The organism is Streptomyces sp. NPDC020490, from assembly GCF_044335305.1.
Classification (GTDB): Bacteria; Actinomycetota; Actinomycetes; order Streptomycetales; family Streptomycetaceae; genus Streptomyces.
The window spans coordinates 97,351-112,184 of record NZ_JBIRUY010000035.1 but is presented as its reverse complement, the minus strand read 5'-3'; the positions used below and the strand labels follow the sequence as shown (position 1 = coordinate 112,184).

At 74.5% G+C, this 14,834-nt stretch carries 15 protein-coding genes; 9 read left to right on the top strand and 6 right to left on the bottom strand.

Going from position 1 to position 14,834, the window contains the following annotated elements:
• Positions 1–298 precede the first annotated feature (298 nt).
• From ACH4ZX_RS30875 to lgt, 8 genes are all read left to right on the top strand, one after another.
• Complete coding sequence (locus ACH4ZX_RS30875) at positions 299–556, top strand: HGxxPAAW family protein (protein ID WP_398279878.1); 258 nt, start codon at positions 299–301, stop codon at positions 554–556.
• A 180-nt stretch (positions 557–736) separates the two neighbouring features.
• Positions 737–1,183 carry a DUF2752 domain-containing protein gene (locus ACH4ZX_RS30870; RefSeq protein WP_398279875.1) on the top strand — a complete coding sequence of 149 codons (447 nt, stop codon included), beginning with the start codon at positions 737–739 and terminating at the stop codon, positions 1,181–1,183.
• Between the two features lie 192 nt (positions 1,184–1,375).
• A complete protein-coding gene (trpC, locus tag ACH4ZX_RS30865) occupies positions 1,376–2,185 on the top strand; it encodes an indole-3-glycerol phosphate synthase TrpC (protein WP_351885460.1) in 810 nt (269 codons plus the stop codon).
• A 22-nt stretch (positions 2,186–2,207) separates the two neighbouring features.
• Positions 2,208–2,429: a tryptophan biosynthesis modulator TrpM gene (trpM, locus tag ACH4ZX_RS30860; protein ID WP_398279871.1), complete on the top strand. Its 222-nt coding sequence runs from the start codon at positions 2,208–2,210 to the stop codon at positions 2,427–2,429.
• A gap of 58 nt (positions 2,430–2,487) precedes the next feature.
• Positions 2,488–3,771, top strand: coding sequence for a tryptophan synthase subunit beta (trpB, locus tag ACH4ZX_RS30855; protein WP_398279867.1), 1,284 nt, complete (start codon positions 2,488–2,490; stop codon positions 3,769–3,771).
• Positions 3,768–4,586 (top strand): tryptophan synthase subunit alpha, encoded by an 819-nt coding sequence (gene trpA, locus ACH4ZX_RS30850; protein ID WP_398279865.1) that lies wholly within the window; start codon positions 3,768–3,770, stop codon positions 4,584–4,586. The genes trpB and trpA overlap by 4 nt, the downstream gene beginning before the upstream one ends.
• A gap of 96 nt (positions 4,587–4,682) precedes the next feature.
• Complete coding sequence (locus ACH4ZX_RS30845) at positions 4,683–5,462, top strand: DsbA family protein (RefSeq protein ID WP_398279862.1); 780 nt, start codon at positions 4,683–4,685, stop codon at positions 5,460–5,462.
• An 82-nt stretch (positions 5,463–5,544) separates the two neighbouring features.
• Positions 5,545–6,612, top strand: coding sequence for a prolipoprotein diacylglyceryl transferase (gene lgt, locus ACH4ZX_RS30840; RefSeq protein WP_398279860.1), 1,068 nt, complete (start codon positions 5,545–5,547; stop codon positions 6,610–6,612).
• A 6-nt stretch (positions 6,613–6,618) separates the two neighbouring features.
• Here the strand turns inward: lgt and ACH4ZX_RS30835 are convergent, their stop codons facing one another.
• The 6 genes from ACH4ZX_RS30835 to ACH4ZX_RS30810 all read right to left on the bottom strand — a co-directional run bounded on the left by ACH4ZX_RS30835 (position 6,619) and on the right by ACH4ZX_RS30810 (position 13,713).
• Entirely contained in the window at positions 6,619–7,428 is an 810-nt protein-coding gene (locus ACH4ZX_RS30835; RefSeq protein ID WP_398279857.1) for an HpcH/HpaI aldolase/citrate lyase family protein, read from the bottom strand.
• Complete coding sequence (locus ACH4ZX_RS30830) at positions 7,425–8,648, bottom strand: CaiB/BaiF CoA transferase family protein (protein ID WP_398279854.1); 1,224 nt, start codon at positions 8,646–8,648, stop codon at positions 7,425–7,427. Before ACH4ZX_RS30830 ends, ACH4ZX_RS30835 begins: the two co-directional genes overlap by 4 nt.
• Positions 8,645–10,096 (bottom strand): ADP-ribosylglycohydrolase family protein, encoded by a 1,452-nt coding sequence (locus tag ACH4ZX_RS30825; protein WP_398279851.1) that lies wholly within the window; start codon positions 10,094–10,096, stop codon positions 8,645–8,647. Before ACH4ZX_RS30825 ends, ACH4ZX_RS30830 begins: the two co-directional genes overlap by 4 nt.
• Positions 10,084–11,256, bottom strand: a complete 1,173-nt coding sequence (locus ACH4ZX_RS30820; RefSeq protein WP_398279848.1) for an ADP-ribosylglycohydrolase family protein — start codon at positions 11,254–11,256, stop codon at positions 10,084–10,086. Before ACH4ZX_RS30820 ends, ACH4ZX_RS30825 begins: the two co-directional genes overlap by 13 nt.
• Before the next feature lie 92 nt (positions 11,257–11,348).
• Positions 11,349–12,698, bottom strand: coding sequence for an ADP-ribosylglycohydrolase family protein (locus tag ACH4ZX_RS30815; RefSeq protein WP_398279845.1), 1,350 nt, complete (start codon positions 12,696–12,698; stop codon positions 11,349–11,351).
• On the bottom strand, positions 12,646–13,713 hold the full coding sequence (locus ACH4ZX_RS30810; protein ID WP_398279842.1) for an ADP-ribosylglycohydrolase family protein: 1,068 nt from the start codon (positions 13,711–13,713) through the stop codon (positions 12,646–12,648). The genes ACH4ZX_RS30815 and ACH4ZX_RS30810 overlap by 53 nt, the downstream gene beginning before the upstream one ends.
• A 293-nt stretch (positions 13,714–14,006) precedes the next feature.
• Between ACH4ZX_RS30810 and ACH4ZX_RS30805 the strand changes: the two genes are divergently transcribed.
• Positions 14,007–14,738 carry a VIT1/CCC1 transporter family protein gene (locus tag ACH4ZX_RS30805; protein ID WP_398279839.1) on the top strand — a complete coding sequence of 244 codons (732 nt, stop codon included), beginning with the start codon at positions 14,007–14,009 and terminating at the stop codon, positions 14,736–14,738.
• The last annotated feature ends 96 nt before the right edge of the window (positions 14,739–14,834 follow it).

Below are 14,834 nucleotides of genomic sequence, written 5' to 3'. Positions count from 1 at the left end.
AGAGGGTGTTCAGATCTTGCGTCACAACATGATCTTGAACACCCTCTGTTCACGCCTGATCGTCAGCCCAGGACATAGGACTTACTCGTCTAGGCCCCGCGTCTCCGGCATGATCCGCCGGACAGGCCCCGGGGGAGCCGGCCGGAGTCCGGAACCCGCGGCCGGGCCGACCGGGTCCCCGGGTCCCACGGGGCGCCGACGCACCAGGGGCCACCCCCGGCTCCCGCGTGTGCCCGGGTGCGGGACAATGTCATCGAGCGTCCGGCTCAGACACATTCACAGCAACGAGGAGCAAGTCATGGCGGGCAGCAGCCACGGTCACACCCCGGCCGCCTGGACCGGTGTCATCATCTCCTTCATCGGTTTCTGCGTCGCGGGCACCTTCATGGTGGCGGCCCAGCCCGTGGGCTTCTGGGCCGGCATGGCCCTCGTGCTCGGCGGCGGCGTCGTGGGCGGCATCATGAAGATGATGGGCATGGGGCAACCCAAGGACGCGCACGAGGCGTTCCAGGCGCGGGTGGAGGCGGGGCGCAAGCCGGCCGACGTCCAGGGCTGAGCCCGCCCGCGGGGCCACGGTTCCGCGCGGCACCACGCGTGAGGGGCGGTGACGGTACTGCGCGTACCGCGACCGCCCCTCACGCGTGGTGCGGCCCCGCGCAGTGACCCCACGCGACGGCCGCCACGCGCGTGCGGTGCGGATACGGCTCACGCGCGCGTGCGGCCCGTACGGGGCACAATGCACGGTGTGAACGCCGAACGTCCCAGGGTGACGCACCCGCACACCCGGACCGCGGCGGCGCGGCTGGCCGTGCCCGCCGGGATCCTCGCGGCCGTCGCCGGGGCCTTCGCCTACGTGGGGGCGGTGGACCCGAACGAACCCGGCCACTACCCCGCCTGCCCGCTGCTGGCCTACACCGGCGTCTACTGCCCGGGCTGCGGGGGCCTGCGCAGCGCGCACGCGTTCGTCCACGGCGACTTCGCGGCGGCCCTGCGGGACAACGCGCCGGCCGTGGTCGGCTATCTGGGCTTCGCCGTGCTGTGGACCGTATGGGTGGTCCGGGCCGCGCGCGGACGGCCGCTGCGGATCGAGCCCGGGCCGGTGCCCCTGTGGACGGCGGGCGTGTTGCTGCTGGTGTTCACCGTTGTCCGGAACCTGCCGTTCGGTGGCTGGCTGCATCCTTGATCAACTCAGGAACGTCCAGTATGGGGGCACCTCCCGCCCGAGCCGTGCGAAGCTGGTTCGAGGGTGGGGGAGGGACCGGGGTCGACCGGATGCGGGGGCTGCGCCCGGCTCCGGATACCATCGCAGTGGCCATCGGTTTCCCCCGCAGGTCAACCGCTTGAACAGTCAACCGTCTGGAAGGGGGCCGCTCGCGTGAGTGTGCTCGACGAGATCATCGACGGAGTCCGTGCCGACCTCGCGGAGCGGCAGGCGCGCGTCAGCCTCGACGAGCTCAAGGAGCGCGCGGCGAAGGCGCCCTCGGCCAAGGACGGCATCGCCGCGCTCAAGGGCGACGGCGTCAAGGTGATCTGCGAGGTCAAGCGCTCCAGCCCGTCCAAGGGCGCGCTGGCCGCGATCGCCGACCCGGCCGGACTCGCCGCCGACTACGAGGCGGGCGGCGCGGCCGTCATCTCCGTCCTCACCGAGCAGCGCCGCTTCGGCGGCTCGCTGGCCGACCTCGAGGCGGTCCGCGCGCGCGTGGACATCCCCGTACTGCGCAAGGACTTCATCGTCACGTCGTACCAGCTGTGGGAGGCCCGGGCCTACGGGGCCGACCTCGCGCTGCTGATCGTGGCCGCCCTGGACCAGCCGGCGCTGGAGTCGCTGATCGAGCGCGCCGTGTCCATCGGCCTGACCCCGCTGGTCGAGGTGCACGACGAGGACGAGGTCGACCGTGCGGTGGACGCCGGCGCACGGGTGATCGGCGTCAACGCGCGCAACCTGAAGACCCTGGAGGTCGACCGGGGGACGTTCGAGCGCGTCGCGCCCGAGATCCCCGACGGCATCGTCAAGATCGCCGAGTCCGGGGTGCGCGGGCCGCACGACCTCATCGCCTACGCCAACGCCGGGGCCGACGCCGTCCTGGTCGGCGAGTCCCTCGTCACCGGGCGCGACCCCAGGGCGGCGGTCTCCGACCTGGTGGCGGCCGGCACGCACCCCGCGCTGCGGCACGGCCGGGGCTGACCTCCCGGTAGGCTGGGCACCGATGACCCCCGCGATCACCCCGACCTCCACCGACCGGCACGCCCGCCTCGCGCGCGGCTGCCGCCCGCGTGGCTGCCGCGCGCCCGCGCGCAGGGTGCACGGCCGCAGGGTCAGGTACGTCATCGGGGACGAGCCCGGCCAGGTGAACGGGCGTCGATGGCGGCGGGCCCAGGGGCGCGGGGAACTGCGCGACCGGCCCATCGACCGGCCCACAGTCGACTGACGATCCCCGCCCCCACGGCGACCAGTGTCTTTTCACGCACTCACCGTGAGGTTTCCGCATGCCCAGCGAGTTCTTCGTTCCCGACCCCGAGGGGCGGGTCCCCAGCGCCGACGGCTACTTCGGCGCGTTCGGCGGCAAGTTCATCCCGGAGGCGCTCGTCGCCGCCGTGGACGAGGTCGCCGTCGAGTACGACAAGGCCAAGTCCGACCCCGAGTTCGCGCGCGAACTCGACGACCTCCTCGCCAACTACACCGGCCGTCCCAGCGCCCTGACCGAGGTGCCCCGGTTCGCCGAGCACGCCGGCGGAGCCCGGGTCTTCCTGAAGCGGGAAGACCTCAACCACACCGGCTCGCACAAGATCAACAACGTGCTCGGGCAGGCCCTGCTCACCAAGCGCATGGGCAAGACCCGCGTCATCGCCGAGACCGGCGCCGGGCAGCACGGCGTCGCCACCGCCACCGCCTGCGCCCTGTTCGGCCTCGAGTGCACCATCTACATGGGCGAGATCGACACCCGGCGCCAGGCCCTCAACGTGGCCCGCATGCGCATGCTCGGCGCCGAGGTCGTCGCCGTGAAGTCCGGCAGCCGCACCCTGAAGGACGCCATCAACGAGGCGTTCCGCGACTGGGTCGCCAACGTCGACCGCACCCACTACCTCTTCGGCACCGTGGCCGGCCCGCACCCCTTCCCGGCCATGGTCCGCGACTTCCACCGCGTCATCGGCGTCGAGGCCCGGCGCCAGCTGCTCGAGCGCGCCGGTCGGCTGCCCGACGCCGCCGTCGCCTGCGTCGGCGGCGGCTCCAACGCCATCGGCCTCTTCCACGCCTTCATCCCGGACGAGGGCGTCCGCCTCGTCGGCTGCGAGCCCGCGGGACACGGCGTCGAGACCGGCGAGCACGCGGCCACCCTCACCGCGGGCGAGCCCGGCATCCTGCACGGCTCCCGGTCCTACGTCCTGCAGGACGAGGAGGGCCAGATCACCGAGCCGTACTCGATCTCGGCCGGCCTGGACTACCCCGGCATCGGACCCGAGCACGCCTACCTCAAGGAAACCGGCCGCGGCGAGTACCGCGCGGTCACCGACGACGCGGCCATGCAGGCGCTGCGGCTGCTGTCGCGCACCGAGGGCATCATCCCGGCCATCGAGAGCGCCCACGCGCTGGCCGGCGCCCTGGAGGTCGGCAGGGAGCTCGGCAAGGACGGGCTGATCGTCGTCAACCTGTCCGGCCGCGGCGACAAGGACATGGACACGGCCGCCAGGTACTTCGGCCTGTACGACACCGACGCGGAGGTCGCCGCCGACGAGGCCGACACCGCGGAGATCGAGGGGGACGCCAAGTGAGCGGGAAGATCCAGCTGCTGACCGAGACCCTCGCCGCCGCGAAGGCGGAGGGACGCGCGGCGCTCATCGCCTACCTCCCGGCCGGGTTCCCGACCGTGGACGGCGGCATCGAGGCGATCAAGGCCGTCCTCGACGGCGGCGCGGACGTCGTCGAGGTCGGACTGCCGCACAGCGACCCCGTCCTCGACGGCCCCGTCATCCAGACCGCCGACGACGTCGCCCTGCGCGGCGGCGTCAAGATCGCGGACGTGATGCGGACGGTCGAGGAGGCCCACGAGGCGACCGGGAAGCCGGTGCTCGTGATGACGTACTGGAACCCCATCGACCGCTACGGCGTCGAGCGTTTCACCGCCGAGCTGGCGGCGGCCGGCGGCGCGGGCTGCATCCTGCCCGACCTGCCGGTGCAGGAGTCCGCCCTGTGGCGGGAGCACGCCGAGAAGCACGGGCTCGCGACGGTCTTCGTGGTGGCGCCCAGCAGCAAGGACGAGCGGCTCGCGCGGATCACCGCGGCGGGCAGCGGCTTCGTCTACGCCGCCTCGCTGATGGGCGTCACCGGCACCCGCGAGTCGGTCGGCGCGCAGGCCCAGGAGCTGGTGGAGCGGACCCGGGCCACCGGCACCGGCCTGCCCGTCTGCGTCGGGCTCGGGGTCTCCGACGCCCGTCAGGCCGCGCAGGTCGCCGGCTTCGCCGACGGCGTGATCGTCGGCTCGGCGTTCGTGAAGCTGCTGCTGGACGCGCCGGACGAGGCGGCCGGCCTCGCGGCCGTGCGCGCGCTCGCCGGTGAACTGGCGAAGGGCGTGCGCGGGCAGGCGTAACAGGGAGACATTCCCGTACGTGTGGCGCGAGTCACTCGAACGGGTGGAGCTGGGACCGGGGAGGCGCTTCGCGCCTCCCCGGTTCGTTCTGGGGGTGTGAGCGAGAAGAACCGAGAGGGAAAGCGCACCGCCCGCGAGCGACTGGCGGTCGAGCGCGAGAAGCAGAAAGCCGCGGACAAGCGCAGGCGGGCGCTGATCGTGGGCGCGGGCGTCGTCTGCGTCCTGAGCCTCGCGGCGGTGATCGGCGTGATCGCCGCGAACGCCGGCAAGGACGAGGGCAGCGACTCCGCGGGCCCGGTGGTGGCCCCCTCGGGAGCGCGGGGCAAGAACGGCCTGGCGATCCCGGTCGGCAAGGAGAGCGCCCCGTCGACGCTCACGGTCTGGGAGGACTTCCGCTGCCCGGCCTGCAAGGCCTTCGAGTCGGCCTACCGCCCGACGCTCCACGAACTGACCGCCGCCGGCAAGCTCAAGATCGAATACCACCTGGTCACGCTCATCGACGGCAACCTCGGCGGCACCGGCTCGCGCACCGCGGCCAACGCGGCGGCCTGCGCCCAGGACGCCGGGAAGTTCCCCGCGTACCACGACGTGCTCTACGACAACCAGCCGACCGAGACCGACGACGCCTACGCCAAGGACGCCAAGCTGATCGCGCTGGCGGGCAAGGTCGGCGGCCTCGACACGGCGGCGTTCCGCACCTGCGTGCAGGACGGCACGCACAACAGCTGGGTCGCCAGGTCCCAGCAGGCCTTCCGCTCCGGCGGTTTCAGCGGCACGCCGACCGTGCTGCTCAACGGCAAGAACATCTACCAGGACCGCACCATGACCCCCGCGAAGCTGAAGCAACTGGTGCAGGAGGCAGCCGCCAAGGGGTGAGCGATTCACACCCCCCTGTTATGGACCCGTAGCCGGGCCGCACACCGCGTGCCCGGCCGGGCACGGTAGCGTCGACCCTGCCATGGAACTTGCCTACATTCCCAGCCCGTCGCGCGGGGTGCTGCACCTCGGCCCCATTCCGCTGCGCGCCTACGCGTTCTGCATCATCATCGGCGTCTTCGTTGCCGTCTGGCTCGGCAACAAACGCTGGATCGCCCGCGGCGGGCGGACCGGCACGGTGGCCGACATCGCGGTCTGGGCCGTGCCGTTCGGCCTCGTCGGCGGCCGCCTCTACCACGTGATCACGGACTACGAGCTGTACTTCAGCGACGGCCGTGACTGGGTGGACGCCTTCAAGGTCTGGGAGGGCGGCCTCGGCATCTGGGGCGCGATCGCGCTCGGCGCGCTCGGCGCCTGGATCGGCGCCCGGCGCCGGGGCGTGCCGATGCCCGCGTACGCCGACGCCGTCGCCCCCGGCATCGCGCTCGCGCAGGCGATCGGCCGCTGGGGCAACTGGTTCAACCAGGAGCTCTACGGCAAGGCGACCGACGTTCCGTGGGCGCTGCACATCACGTCCTCGGCGGACGGCCGGGTGCCCGGGTACTACCACCCCACGTTCCTCTACGAGTCCCTGTGGTGCGTCGGCGTCGCCCTGCTGGTCATCTGGGCCGACCGCCGCTTCACGCTGGGGCACGGGCGGGCCTTCGCCCTGTACGTCGCCGCGTACTGCGTGGGCCGGGCGTGGATCGAGTACATGCGGGTCGACGACGCCCACCACATCCTGGGCCTGCGGCTGAACGACTGGACCGCGCTGGCGGTGTTCCTGCTGGCGGTGACGTACATCGTCGTGTCGGCGAAGAAGCGGCCCGGCCGGGAAGCGGTCGTGGAACCGGGGGCGGCCGAGGAGGCCGCCGCGGACGAGGCGGCGGCCGGCGCGAAGAGCGACGCCGACGCCGACGGCGACCGCGACGGCGTCCCGGGCGCGGCCGACGCCGCGGAGACGCCGGACAAGGCGGGAACCGGGTCCGAGCCCGAGTCCGGGGCCAAGCCCGAGTCCGGGGCCACGTCCGGTTCGGTGTCCGATTCCGATGCTGATGCCGGTGCCGGGGACGAGGCGAAGGACGCGGCGGAGTCGGCGAAGCAGGGCTGACGGCCGTCAGAACCGGCGGGCCAGCGCCAGCGTCCGCCGGGCCGCCGCCACCACGGCCGCGTCGACGAACCGGCCGTCCGGCAGCGCCTGGGCGCCCTGTTCCGCCTCCGCCGCCTTCACGACCGCTTCCGCCTCCTCCACCTCCCTGCGGGTGGGCAGGTAGGCCCGTTCGATGACCGGCAGCTGCCGGGGATGGACGGCCGCCCGGCCCAGGAAGCCGAGGGCGCGGCCACGCGCGCAGGACGCGGCCAGGCCCTCCAGGTCGCGGATGTCCTGATGGACCGACTGCGGCGGTGGCGGCAGCCCCGCCGCCCGGGCGGCCACCACGATCCGGGAGCGGGGCCAGTCGAGGCCCGCGTCGTCGCGGACGCCCAGGTCGGCACGGAGATCCGCCTCACCGAGCGAGATGCCGCGCAGCGCGGGGTGGGCCGCGGCGATGGAGTGGGCGCGTTCCACGGCCAGGGCCGTCTCCAACAGCGCGTACAGCGCCGGAGCCGTCGTCCGCGCGACGCGGACCACCTGTTCGGGACCCGTCACCTTCGGCAGGCGCAGGCCGGACACCCCGGGCAGCGCCGCCAGAGCCGCCAGGTCCCGGGCCGCCGACGGGCCGTCCAGGGCGTTCACACGGACGTGCACCGGGACCGGCTGCGGCGCGCTCAGCAGGTCGGCGGTGGCGGCACGGGCGTACTCCTTGCGGTCGGGGGCGACCGCGTCCTCCAGGTCGATCACCACCACGTCGGCGCCGGACACCAGGGCCTTGGCGACCACGTGCGGCCGGTCGCCGGGGGCGTAGAGCCAGGTCAGCGCGACCGTCATACGGCGCCTTCCGCCCGCAGGGCCGCCACCTCGGCCGGGGTCAGGCCCAGCTCCGACAGGACCGTCTCGGTGTCCGCGCCGTGCGGTCGGCCCGCCCAGCGGATCGCGCCGGGCGTGGCGGAGAGCCGGAAGAGCACGTTCTGCATGCGCAGCGGCCCCAGTTCGGGATCGTCGACGGTGGTGATCGTGTCGAGGGCCGCGTACTGCGGGTCGGTCATCACCTCCCGCACGTCCTGCACCGGGGCTGCCGCCGCCTCCGCCTTCTCGAAGGCGGCCAGCACGTCGTCGCGGGTCTGCCCGGCGATCCAGCCGCCGACCGCCCGGTCCAGGACGTCCGCGTGCCGGGCCCGGCCGTCGCCGGTCGCGAACCACGGCTCGTCGATCAGCTCCGGCCGTCCCACCAGGTGCATGACGCGCTCGGCGACGGACTGGGCGGAGGTGGACACCGCCACCCAGCAGCCGTCGGCGGTGCGGTAGGTGCCGCGCGGGGCGTTGTTCTGGGAGCGGTTGCCGGTACGGGGCTGGACGTGGCCGAGCTGGTCGTACCAGAGGGGCTGGGGACCCAGAACGGTCAGGATCGGCTCGATGATCGCCATGTCGACGACCTGGCCCTCGCCCGTGCGCTCCCGCGCGGCCAGCGCCGTCATCACCGCGTACGCCGTCGCCAGGCCGGTGATCGAGTCGGCGAGGCCGAACGGCGGGAGCGTCGGCGGGCCGTCCGGCTCGCCGGTGATCGCGGCGAAGCCGCTCATCGCCTCGGCGAGGGTGCCGAAGCCGGGCCGGTGGGCGTAGGGGCCGAACTGGCCGAAGGCGGTGACCCGGGCGAGCACCAGCCGGGGGTTGACGGCGGACAGCTCCGGCCAGCCGAGGTCCCACTTCTCCAGCGTGCCGGGGCGGAAGTTCTCGACGATCACGTCCGCCCCGGCGGCCAGCCGCAGCAGGGTGGCGCGGCCGCCGGGCCGGGACAGGTCCAGGGTGATGGTGCGTTTGTTGCGGCCCAGCAGCTTCCACCACAGCCCCACGCCGTTCTTCGACGGGCCGTGGCCGCGGGAGGGGTCCGGTCTGTCGGGGTGCTCGACCTTGACGACCTCCGCGCCGAAGTCGCCGAGCATCGTCGCGGCGAGCGGACCGGCGAAGAGGGTGGCGAGGTCGAGGACGCGCAGGCCGGTCAGCGGGGCGTCGGCCCGGGTGTCCCGGGCGGGGGTGACGGAGGTGGTCATGGGCGGGATGCCTCCAGGTGCGTGAGGTGGGCGAGGGTGTCGAAGCCGATGCCGTCGAAGCCGGCGACGGAGCTGGCCAGCCGGTTCTTCAGCGGGGCCGTCCAGCGGTCGGGGAGGGCGGCGGGGGCGCCGGCGAGGAGGGCGCTGACGCCGCCCGCCGTCGCGCCGTTCGAGTCGGTGTCCCAACCGCCGGACACCACACGGCAGATGGAGCCGGTGAAGTCGCCGTCGGCGTGGGTGAGGGCGGCGGCGACGAGGGCCGTGTTGGGGACGGCGTGCACCCAGTGATGGGCGGGGGAGTGGGTGGCGTGCAGCTCGTCGACGACCCGGTCGAAGTCCGCGTGCCGCCGCGCCAGCCGGACGGCGTGGCGAACGGCCCCGGCCAGCCGGGAGTCGGGCGGGATCACGGCGAGGCCGGTGCGCAGGCAGGCGTGCACGTCGTGGGCGCCGGTGGCGGCCTGGGCGATGACGGCGGCGGTGAACATCGCCGCGTAGACGCCGTTGGCGGTGTGCGTGAGGGTGGCGTCGCGGTGGGCCTGGGCGGCCGCGGCCGCGGGGTCGCCGGGGTTGGTCCAGCCGTGCACGTCGGCGCGGATCAGGGCCCCGATCCACTCGCGGAAGGGGTTGCGGTGGCGGGCCGTGCGCGGGGGTTCGACGCCGCTGAGGAGGTTGCGGTAGGCGACGCGTTCGGCGGTGAAGGCGCGGCCCGCCGGGAGTTCGTCCAGCCACAGGGAGGCCACGTCGGCGGTGGTGAAGCCCCGGCCGTGGCGTTGCAGCAACAGCAGGTTGAGCAGCGGGTAGTTGAGGTCGTCGTCCTCCGGCATGCCGTCGATGTTCTCGGCGAGGGAGGTCGGGGCCGAACGGCGGTTGAAGGGGAACCGGGCGGAGAGCTCGGCGGGCACTCCCCGGCCGGTGAAGTACGTGTGCAGCGGCCGGTTGCCGGTGGCTTCGGCCAGTTGCCGGATGCCCTCGAGGGGGAGCTTCTCCACGGGCTTGCCGAGGAGGCAGCCGACGGCCCGCCCCAGCCAGGCCGCCTCCAGCCGGGCGGGGGCGATGCGGGCTGGGGCGACGCCTGCGGGGCTCAGGCGGGCTGGGGCGATGCCGGTAGGGCCGAGTCGAGCCGGGGCGACGCGGGCCGGGTCGAGGTGTACGGCGGGGCCGGCGGCCGGCCAGTCCGGGCACAGCGCCTTGATCTGCTCCAGGTCCGTCGGCTCACGGTCGGTCAGGGCGCTGGGCAGTTCGGCGAGTTCGTCGAGCAGGTCCTCGGCGAGCAGGCGGAGGTAACGCGAGGCCGGTTCGGGCGACGCGCCCGCCCGCGGCGGCGCCGGGCGGCCGCCCGCCGCCCGCCAGCGCGCCGCGATCGCGGCGGGCTCGCGGCCGTCCAGCGCCGCCTGGCGCAGTTCGTGGCCGATCAGGTCCTCCGGCTGGACCCATGTCAGTCGCAGCACGCCGGGCCCCCGATCCCGGCGAACGCCGCCTCGTGCGCCCGGCGTCGGCGTACGTCCCGCGCGAAGACCTCCCGGGCCACACCGGTGAGCGTCCGCGCCGGTTCCCACAGGTCCAGGCGGCTGGCATCGGCGACCGTCCTCGCCCAGTCCTCCGGGACCGGGGAGCCCAGGGCCCCGGCCAGCGCGCCCGCCATCGTCGCGATGGAGTCGCAGTCGCGCCCGTAGTTCACCGCGCCCAGGACCGCCCGCCGGAAGTCGCCGCCGGCGACCACCAGCATGCCGAGCGCGACGGGCAGTTCCTCGATCGCGTGCAGGCGGGAGGGGCGGCGGGCGCCGAGGGAGGGCTGCCGGTAGTCCGGGCCCACGGTGTCGTACGGGGCCACCGCCTCCCGCAGCGGGGTCAGGGCCGACTCGAAGTCCGAGTGGCGGGCGGCCGCTTCACAGACCCGCTCGATCGCCGACCGGGTGCCGTCCTTCGCCCGCTCCAGGCAGGCCGCGACGACCGAGTCCGGGCTCGCCCCGGGCGCGCACGCCGCCGCCACCGCCGCGGCGAAGACACCCGCCGCCTCCCTGCCGTACGACGACTGGTGGGCGCCCGCGACGTCCAGGGCCTCGGCGTAGGCGCCCGCCGGGTTGGCCGCGTTGACCAGGCCGACCGGGGCCATGTACATCGCGGCACCGCAGTTGACGATGTTGCCGACGCCGGCCTCGCGGGGGTCGGCGTGGCCGTAGTGCAGTCGGGCCACCAGCCACTTCTCGGCGAGGAAGATCCGCTGCAACGGCAGCGCCTCCGCCTCCAGTTCCGGGATCCAGCGCGGGTTGGTCATCAGGTCGGGGACCAGGTGGTCCGCCACGGCGTAGGCGTCGAGGTGGTCGCGGACGGTCGCGTAGACCCGTACCAGGGCGTGCGTCATCAACGTGTCGTCGGTGACGTGGCCGTCGCCCTTGTGGTACGGGGCGAGGGGGCGGGCGGTGCGCCAGGCGTCGCCGTGCCAGGGGCCGACGATCCCGGCGACGCGGCCGCCGTGGCGCCGGCGGATCTGTTCGGGGGAGTAGCCCTCGACCGGGCCGCCGAGGGCGTCGCCGACCGCCGCGCCGACCAGGGCGCCGGTGATCCTGCCTTCCAGCGTCTCCTCCCTTCCCGCCGCAACCGGTGTCATGGGCGATGTGGGCGACATGGGCGGTGTGGGCGCTGTGGGTGGTGTGGGTGGTTGTGTCGGTGGTGTGCGTGATGTGGGTGTCATGTCCCGAATCATCCTCCTGGTGGGGTCGGTTGCACGGCTTCCAGGAGTTCGGCGAGTTCCACCAGGTCCGTACCGGTGAGGCGGGGCAGGGCGCAGCCGGACAGGGTGCGGCAGGCCTCCCGCCAGGCGGCGGGGACCGCCGCGCGGCCGCCGAGGGCCCCGGTCAGCGCGCCCGCGAGGGCCGGGGCGGAGTCGGCGACCCGGGACAGGCAGGCGGCGGCCGGCACCGCCTCCGCGATCCGGCCCCGCGCGGCGGTGGCGAGCGCCAGGGCGACCGGGACCGTCTCGGCGGCGGCGATGCCGTAGCTGTAGACGTGGTCGACGATGCGGTGTTCGAGCAGCGGGACCAGGGCGAAGGCGGAGCCGGCGGCGCGGGCGAGGCGGAGCGCGTGGCGGGCGTTGCGGCCGATCTCGGTGCTCTCGGGCAGCTGCGCCAGGGCGGCGGTCACGCACGCGTCCACGTCCGCCGCGGCGAGGGCGAGCGCGAGGGCCGCCGCCATCGCCCGCGCGCCGTGCACGCCGTCGCCGTCCTGGGTGTAGCGGGCGTCGAACTCGGCCAGGTCGGCGGCGCCCCGCGGGTCGCCGGGGTGGGCGACGGCGAGGACGCAGGCCCGTACGCAGGCCGCGTCGTCGAAGTGGTGCGGGTTGTCGTGCCCGGTGGCGGGCGGGCGCAGGCCCGCGGCGAGGTTGCCGAGTCCGGCGCGGACGGAGATGCGGGCGCGCAGCGGGAGCACGGCCGACTCGACCTCCGGGGCGCGGTCGGCGGCCGCGGCGACCTCGCTCGCGAGCGCGTTCCAGGTGAGGTCGATCGCGGCCCGGGTACGGCGCTGCCTGCTCAGGTCTCCCAGCGCGTCGTCGTCGCCGGCCCGCAGCAGCGCCTCCGCCGCGAACGCCGCCCACTCGGCGTCGTCGGAGGGGCCGAGCAGGAGGGGCTCCGGGGGCTGGTTCAGGGCGATGGGGACGGGGAGGGTGGTCGTCGCGTTCTGCTCGGCGAAGGTGTCCAGCTCGCGGGTGAGGCGGCGGGTCCACTCCGGCATGCGGGCGGCACGGTGGCGGGCGGCGGGCCAGCCGGCGGCGTCGCCCGCGGCGAGGCCCAGCAGGAGGCCGGCGATGCGGTGTGCCTGCGGCGGCGTGGCGGTGTCCACGGCCTCGGCTGCGCCTTCGGCCGGGTGGGTGGTCCCAGTCGCACCGCCCGTGCGGCTTTCGTGGTCGGGTGCGGGTGGCCCCGATGGGGGGTTCTCGCCGTCGGCGGGCGACCGGTTCTCGGCTTCGACAGCCGGCGGGGCCGGTGGGGCCGGTGGCGGATCAAGGGAGGTCGGGGTTGCCGTCGGCTCGGTCCAGGGGGTCGGTGGGGTCATCGGGGGGCTCCGGTCCGGTGGGTGGGCTGGTCAGCAGGTCGGCGATGTCCAGGACGTGGTGGCCCGCCATCGCCGGCAGGCAGCGGCCCCGGGCCGGGCCGATCGCCGCCGCCCACTCGCCGGGGATCGCCGACACACCGCACGTCGCTCCCGCCAGCGCGCCCGCCACGGCCGCCGTCGTGTCGGCGTCGCGGCCCATGTTGACGGCCGTCAGGACGGCCTGGACGAAGTCGCCGTCGGCCGCCGCGTAGGCGCCGAAGGCGAGGGCGACCGCCTCGGGCGCCAGGTCGGTCCACGGGTAGCCGCCGACCACCACCGCCGAGCGGAGGGCGCGTTCGCCGCGGTGCGCGACGGCCGCCGCCCGGCGCAGGCAACGCGCCGTCCAGGAGTCGTCCGGCACCACGGCCAGCGCGGAGGCGACGACCACGACCGGGGACGCCCCGGCCATCGCGGCCGCCACCCCGGCCGCGACCGCCCGGCCGCCGTGGAGGCCCTCGCCCTCGTGGCTGACCGAGCCGTCGACCGCCGCCAGCCGGGCCGCCTCGGCGGGGCGGCCCGCGGCGAACACCCCGAACGGCGCCGCGCGCATCGCGAGCCCGTCGCTCCAGGCATGACGGTGCTGGGCCGAGATGGGGGCGGCGAGGCCGCGACGGAGGTTCTCCAGCGTGCCGCGCTCGCTGAAACCGGCGCCCCGGAACGGGCCCTCCTCGCGGTCCGCGATCCACTCGTGCCAGGCCGCCTCGACGTGGGCCGGCGTGAGCGCGGATCCGTGACGGGCCAGCAGCAGACCGGAGAAGATCGTGTACTCGGTGTCGTCCGTCCCGCACGGCGTCTCGGCGACGAAGCCCGTGATGCGGCCCCAGCGGGCGCGGATCTCGGAGGGCTTCAGGTTCTCCGCGGGCGCCCCGAGGGCGTCGCCGACGGCGAGCCCGAGCAGCGCGCCGCGGGCCCGTGCGCGGAGACCGGCGGCGTCGCCGGGCGCCGGTACCGGGGGACTGCAGACGGTCGATGCCATACGCGGCCTCTTCTCCGGGGACTCCGCCGGGCCCGGCGCCGGCCCTGCCCGGGCGCCGCGCCCTTTGCGGATGTGTGCCACGCGAGCGGGTGCGCGGAGCCGGGCGGACCGCAGCGTCACCCGGTCGACAGGTGAGCGCCGCCCGCCACGGATGAGTATCGAAACGGTAAAACCGCTGGTTAGCGCAGCCTTTCCTTGCTGGCGCGAGGGGAGGGAACGGCGTAAGTTCTGGATGTCGAAAAGTAGAACTCGTCCAAAGTTAGCTTTGGCTAAGCTTCCCTGGGGGGACATTCGTGGCCATCATCGACAACGAGGCCGCGCTGCATGTGGCGCACCGGGACAACCACACCCACCGCGACGTCAACGGCGGCTGGCTGCGCCCCGCCGTCTTCGGCGCGATGGACGGACTGGTCTCCAACCTCGCCCTGATCACCGGCGTGGCCGGCGGCTCCGTGGGCCCGAGCACCATCGTCCTGACCGGCCTCGCCGGCCTCGCCGCCGGCGCCTTCTCGATGGCCGCCGGCGAGTACACCTCCGTCGCCTCGCAGCGCGAGCTGGTCGAGGCCGAGCTGGAGGTGGAGCGCGGGGAACTGCGCAAGCACCCGCAGGCCGAGGAGCTCGAGCTCGCGGCGCTCTACGAGGCCCGGGGCGTGGAGCCGGAGCTGGCCCGGGAGGTCGCCCGCCAGCTCTCCCACGACCCCGAGCAGGCGCTGGAGATACACGCCCGCGAGGAACTCGGCATCGACCCGGGCGACCTGCCGTCGCCGCTGGTCGCGGCGGTGTCGTCGTTCGGGGCCTTCGCGATCGGCGCGCTGCTGCCCGTCCTGCCGTACCTGCTGGGGGCGACCGCCCTGTGGCCGGCCCTGGTGCTCGCGCTCCTCGGACTGTTCGCGTGCGGCGCCGTGGTGGCCAGGGTCACCGCCCGCAGCTGGTGGTACAGCGGTCTGCGGCAGTTCGCCCTGGGAGGCGCGGCGGCCGGTGTGACGTACGTCCTGGGCACTTTGTTCGGAACCGCCGTAGGATAGAGGCACTGCTACTTATGCGTTGGGCCGCATAAGTAGCCGTTACTCGCTGGTTTCGACTGTTCGACCACCGGGCATGAGCCGTAAGCGCTGCGGGCA

Excerpts from the sequence above, each read along its gene's own strand:
- ACH4ZX_RS30815 (WP_398279845.1), bottom strand. The coding sequence starts at position 12,698 with ATGACCCCACCGACCCCCTGGACCGAGCCGACGGCAACCCCGACCTCC.
- lgt (WP_398279860.1), top strand. The coding sequence starts at position 5,545 with ATGGAACTTGCCTACATTCCCAGCCCGTCGCGCGGGGTGCTGCACCTC.
- ACH4ZX_RS30820 (WP_398279848.1), bottom strand. The coding sequence starts at position 11,256 with ATGACACCGGTTGCGGCGGGAAGGGAGGAGACGCTGGAAGGCAGGATC.
- trpB (WP_398279867.1), top strand. The coding sequence starts at position 2,488 with ATGCCCAGCGAGTTCTTCGTTCCCGACCCCGAGGGGCGGGTCCCCAGC.
- ACH4ZX_RS30875 (WP_398279878.1), top strand. The coding sequence starts at position 299 with ATGGCGGGCAGCAGCCACGGTCACACCCCGGCCGCCTGGACCGGTGTC.
- ACH4ZX_RS30810 (WP_398279842.1), bottom strand. The coding sequence starts at position 13,713 with ATGGCATCGACCGTCTGCAGTCCCCCGGTACCGGCGCCCGGCGACGCC.
- ACH4ZX_RS30835 (WP_398279857.1), bottom strand. The coding sequence starts at position 7,428 with ATGACGGTCGCGCTGACCTGGCTCTACGCCCCCGGCGACCGGCCGCAC.
- ACH4ZX_RS30870 (WP_398279875.1), top strand. The coding sequence starts at position 737 with ATGCACGGTGTGAACGCCGAACGTCCCAGGGTGACGCACCCGCACACC.
- trpM (WP_398279871.1), top strand. The coding sequence starts at position 2,208 with ATGACCCCCGCGATCACCCCGACCTCCACCGACCGGCACGCCCGCCTC.
- ACH4ZX_RS30830 (WP_398279854.1), bottom strand. The coding sequence starts at position 8,648 with ATGACCACCTCCGTCACCCCCGCCCGGGACACCCGGGCCGACGCCCCG.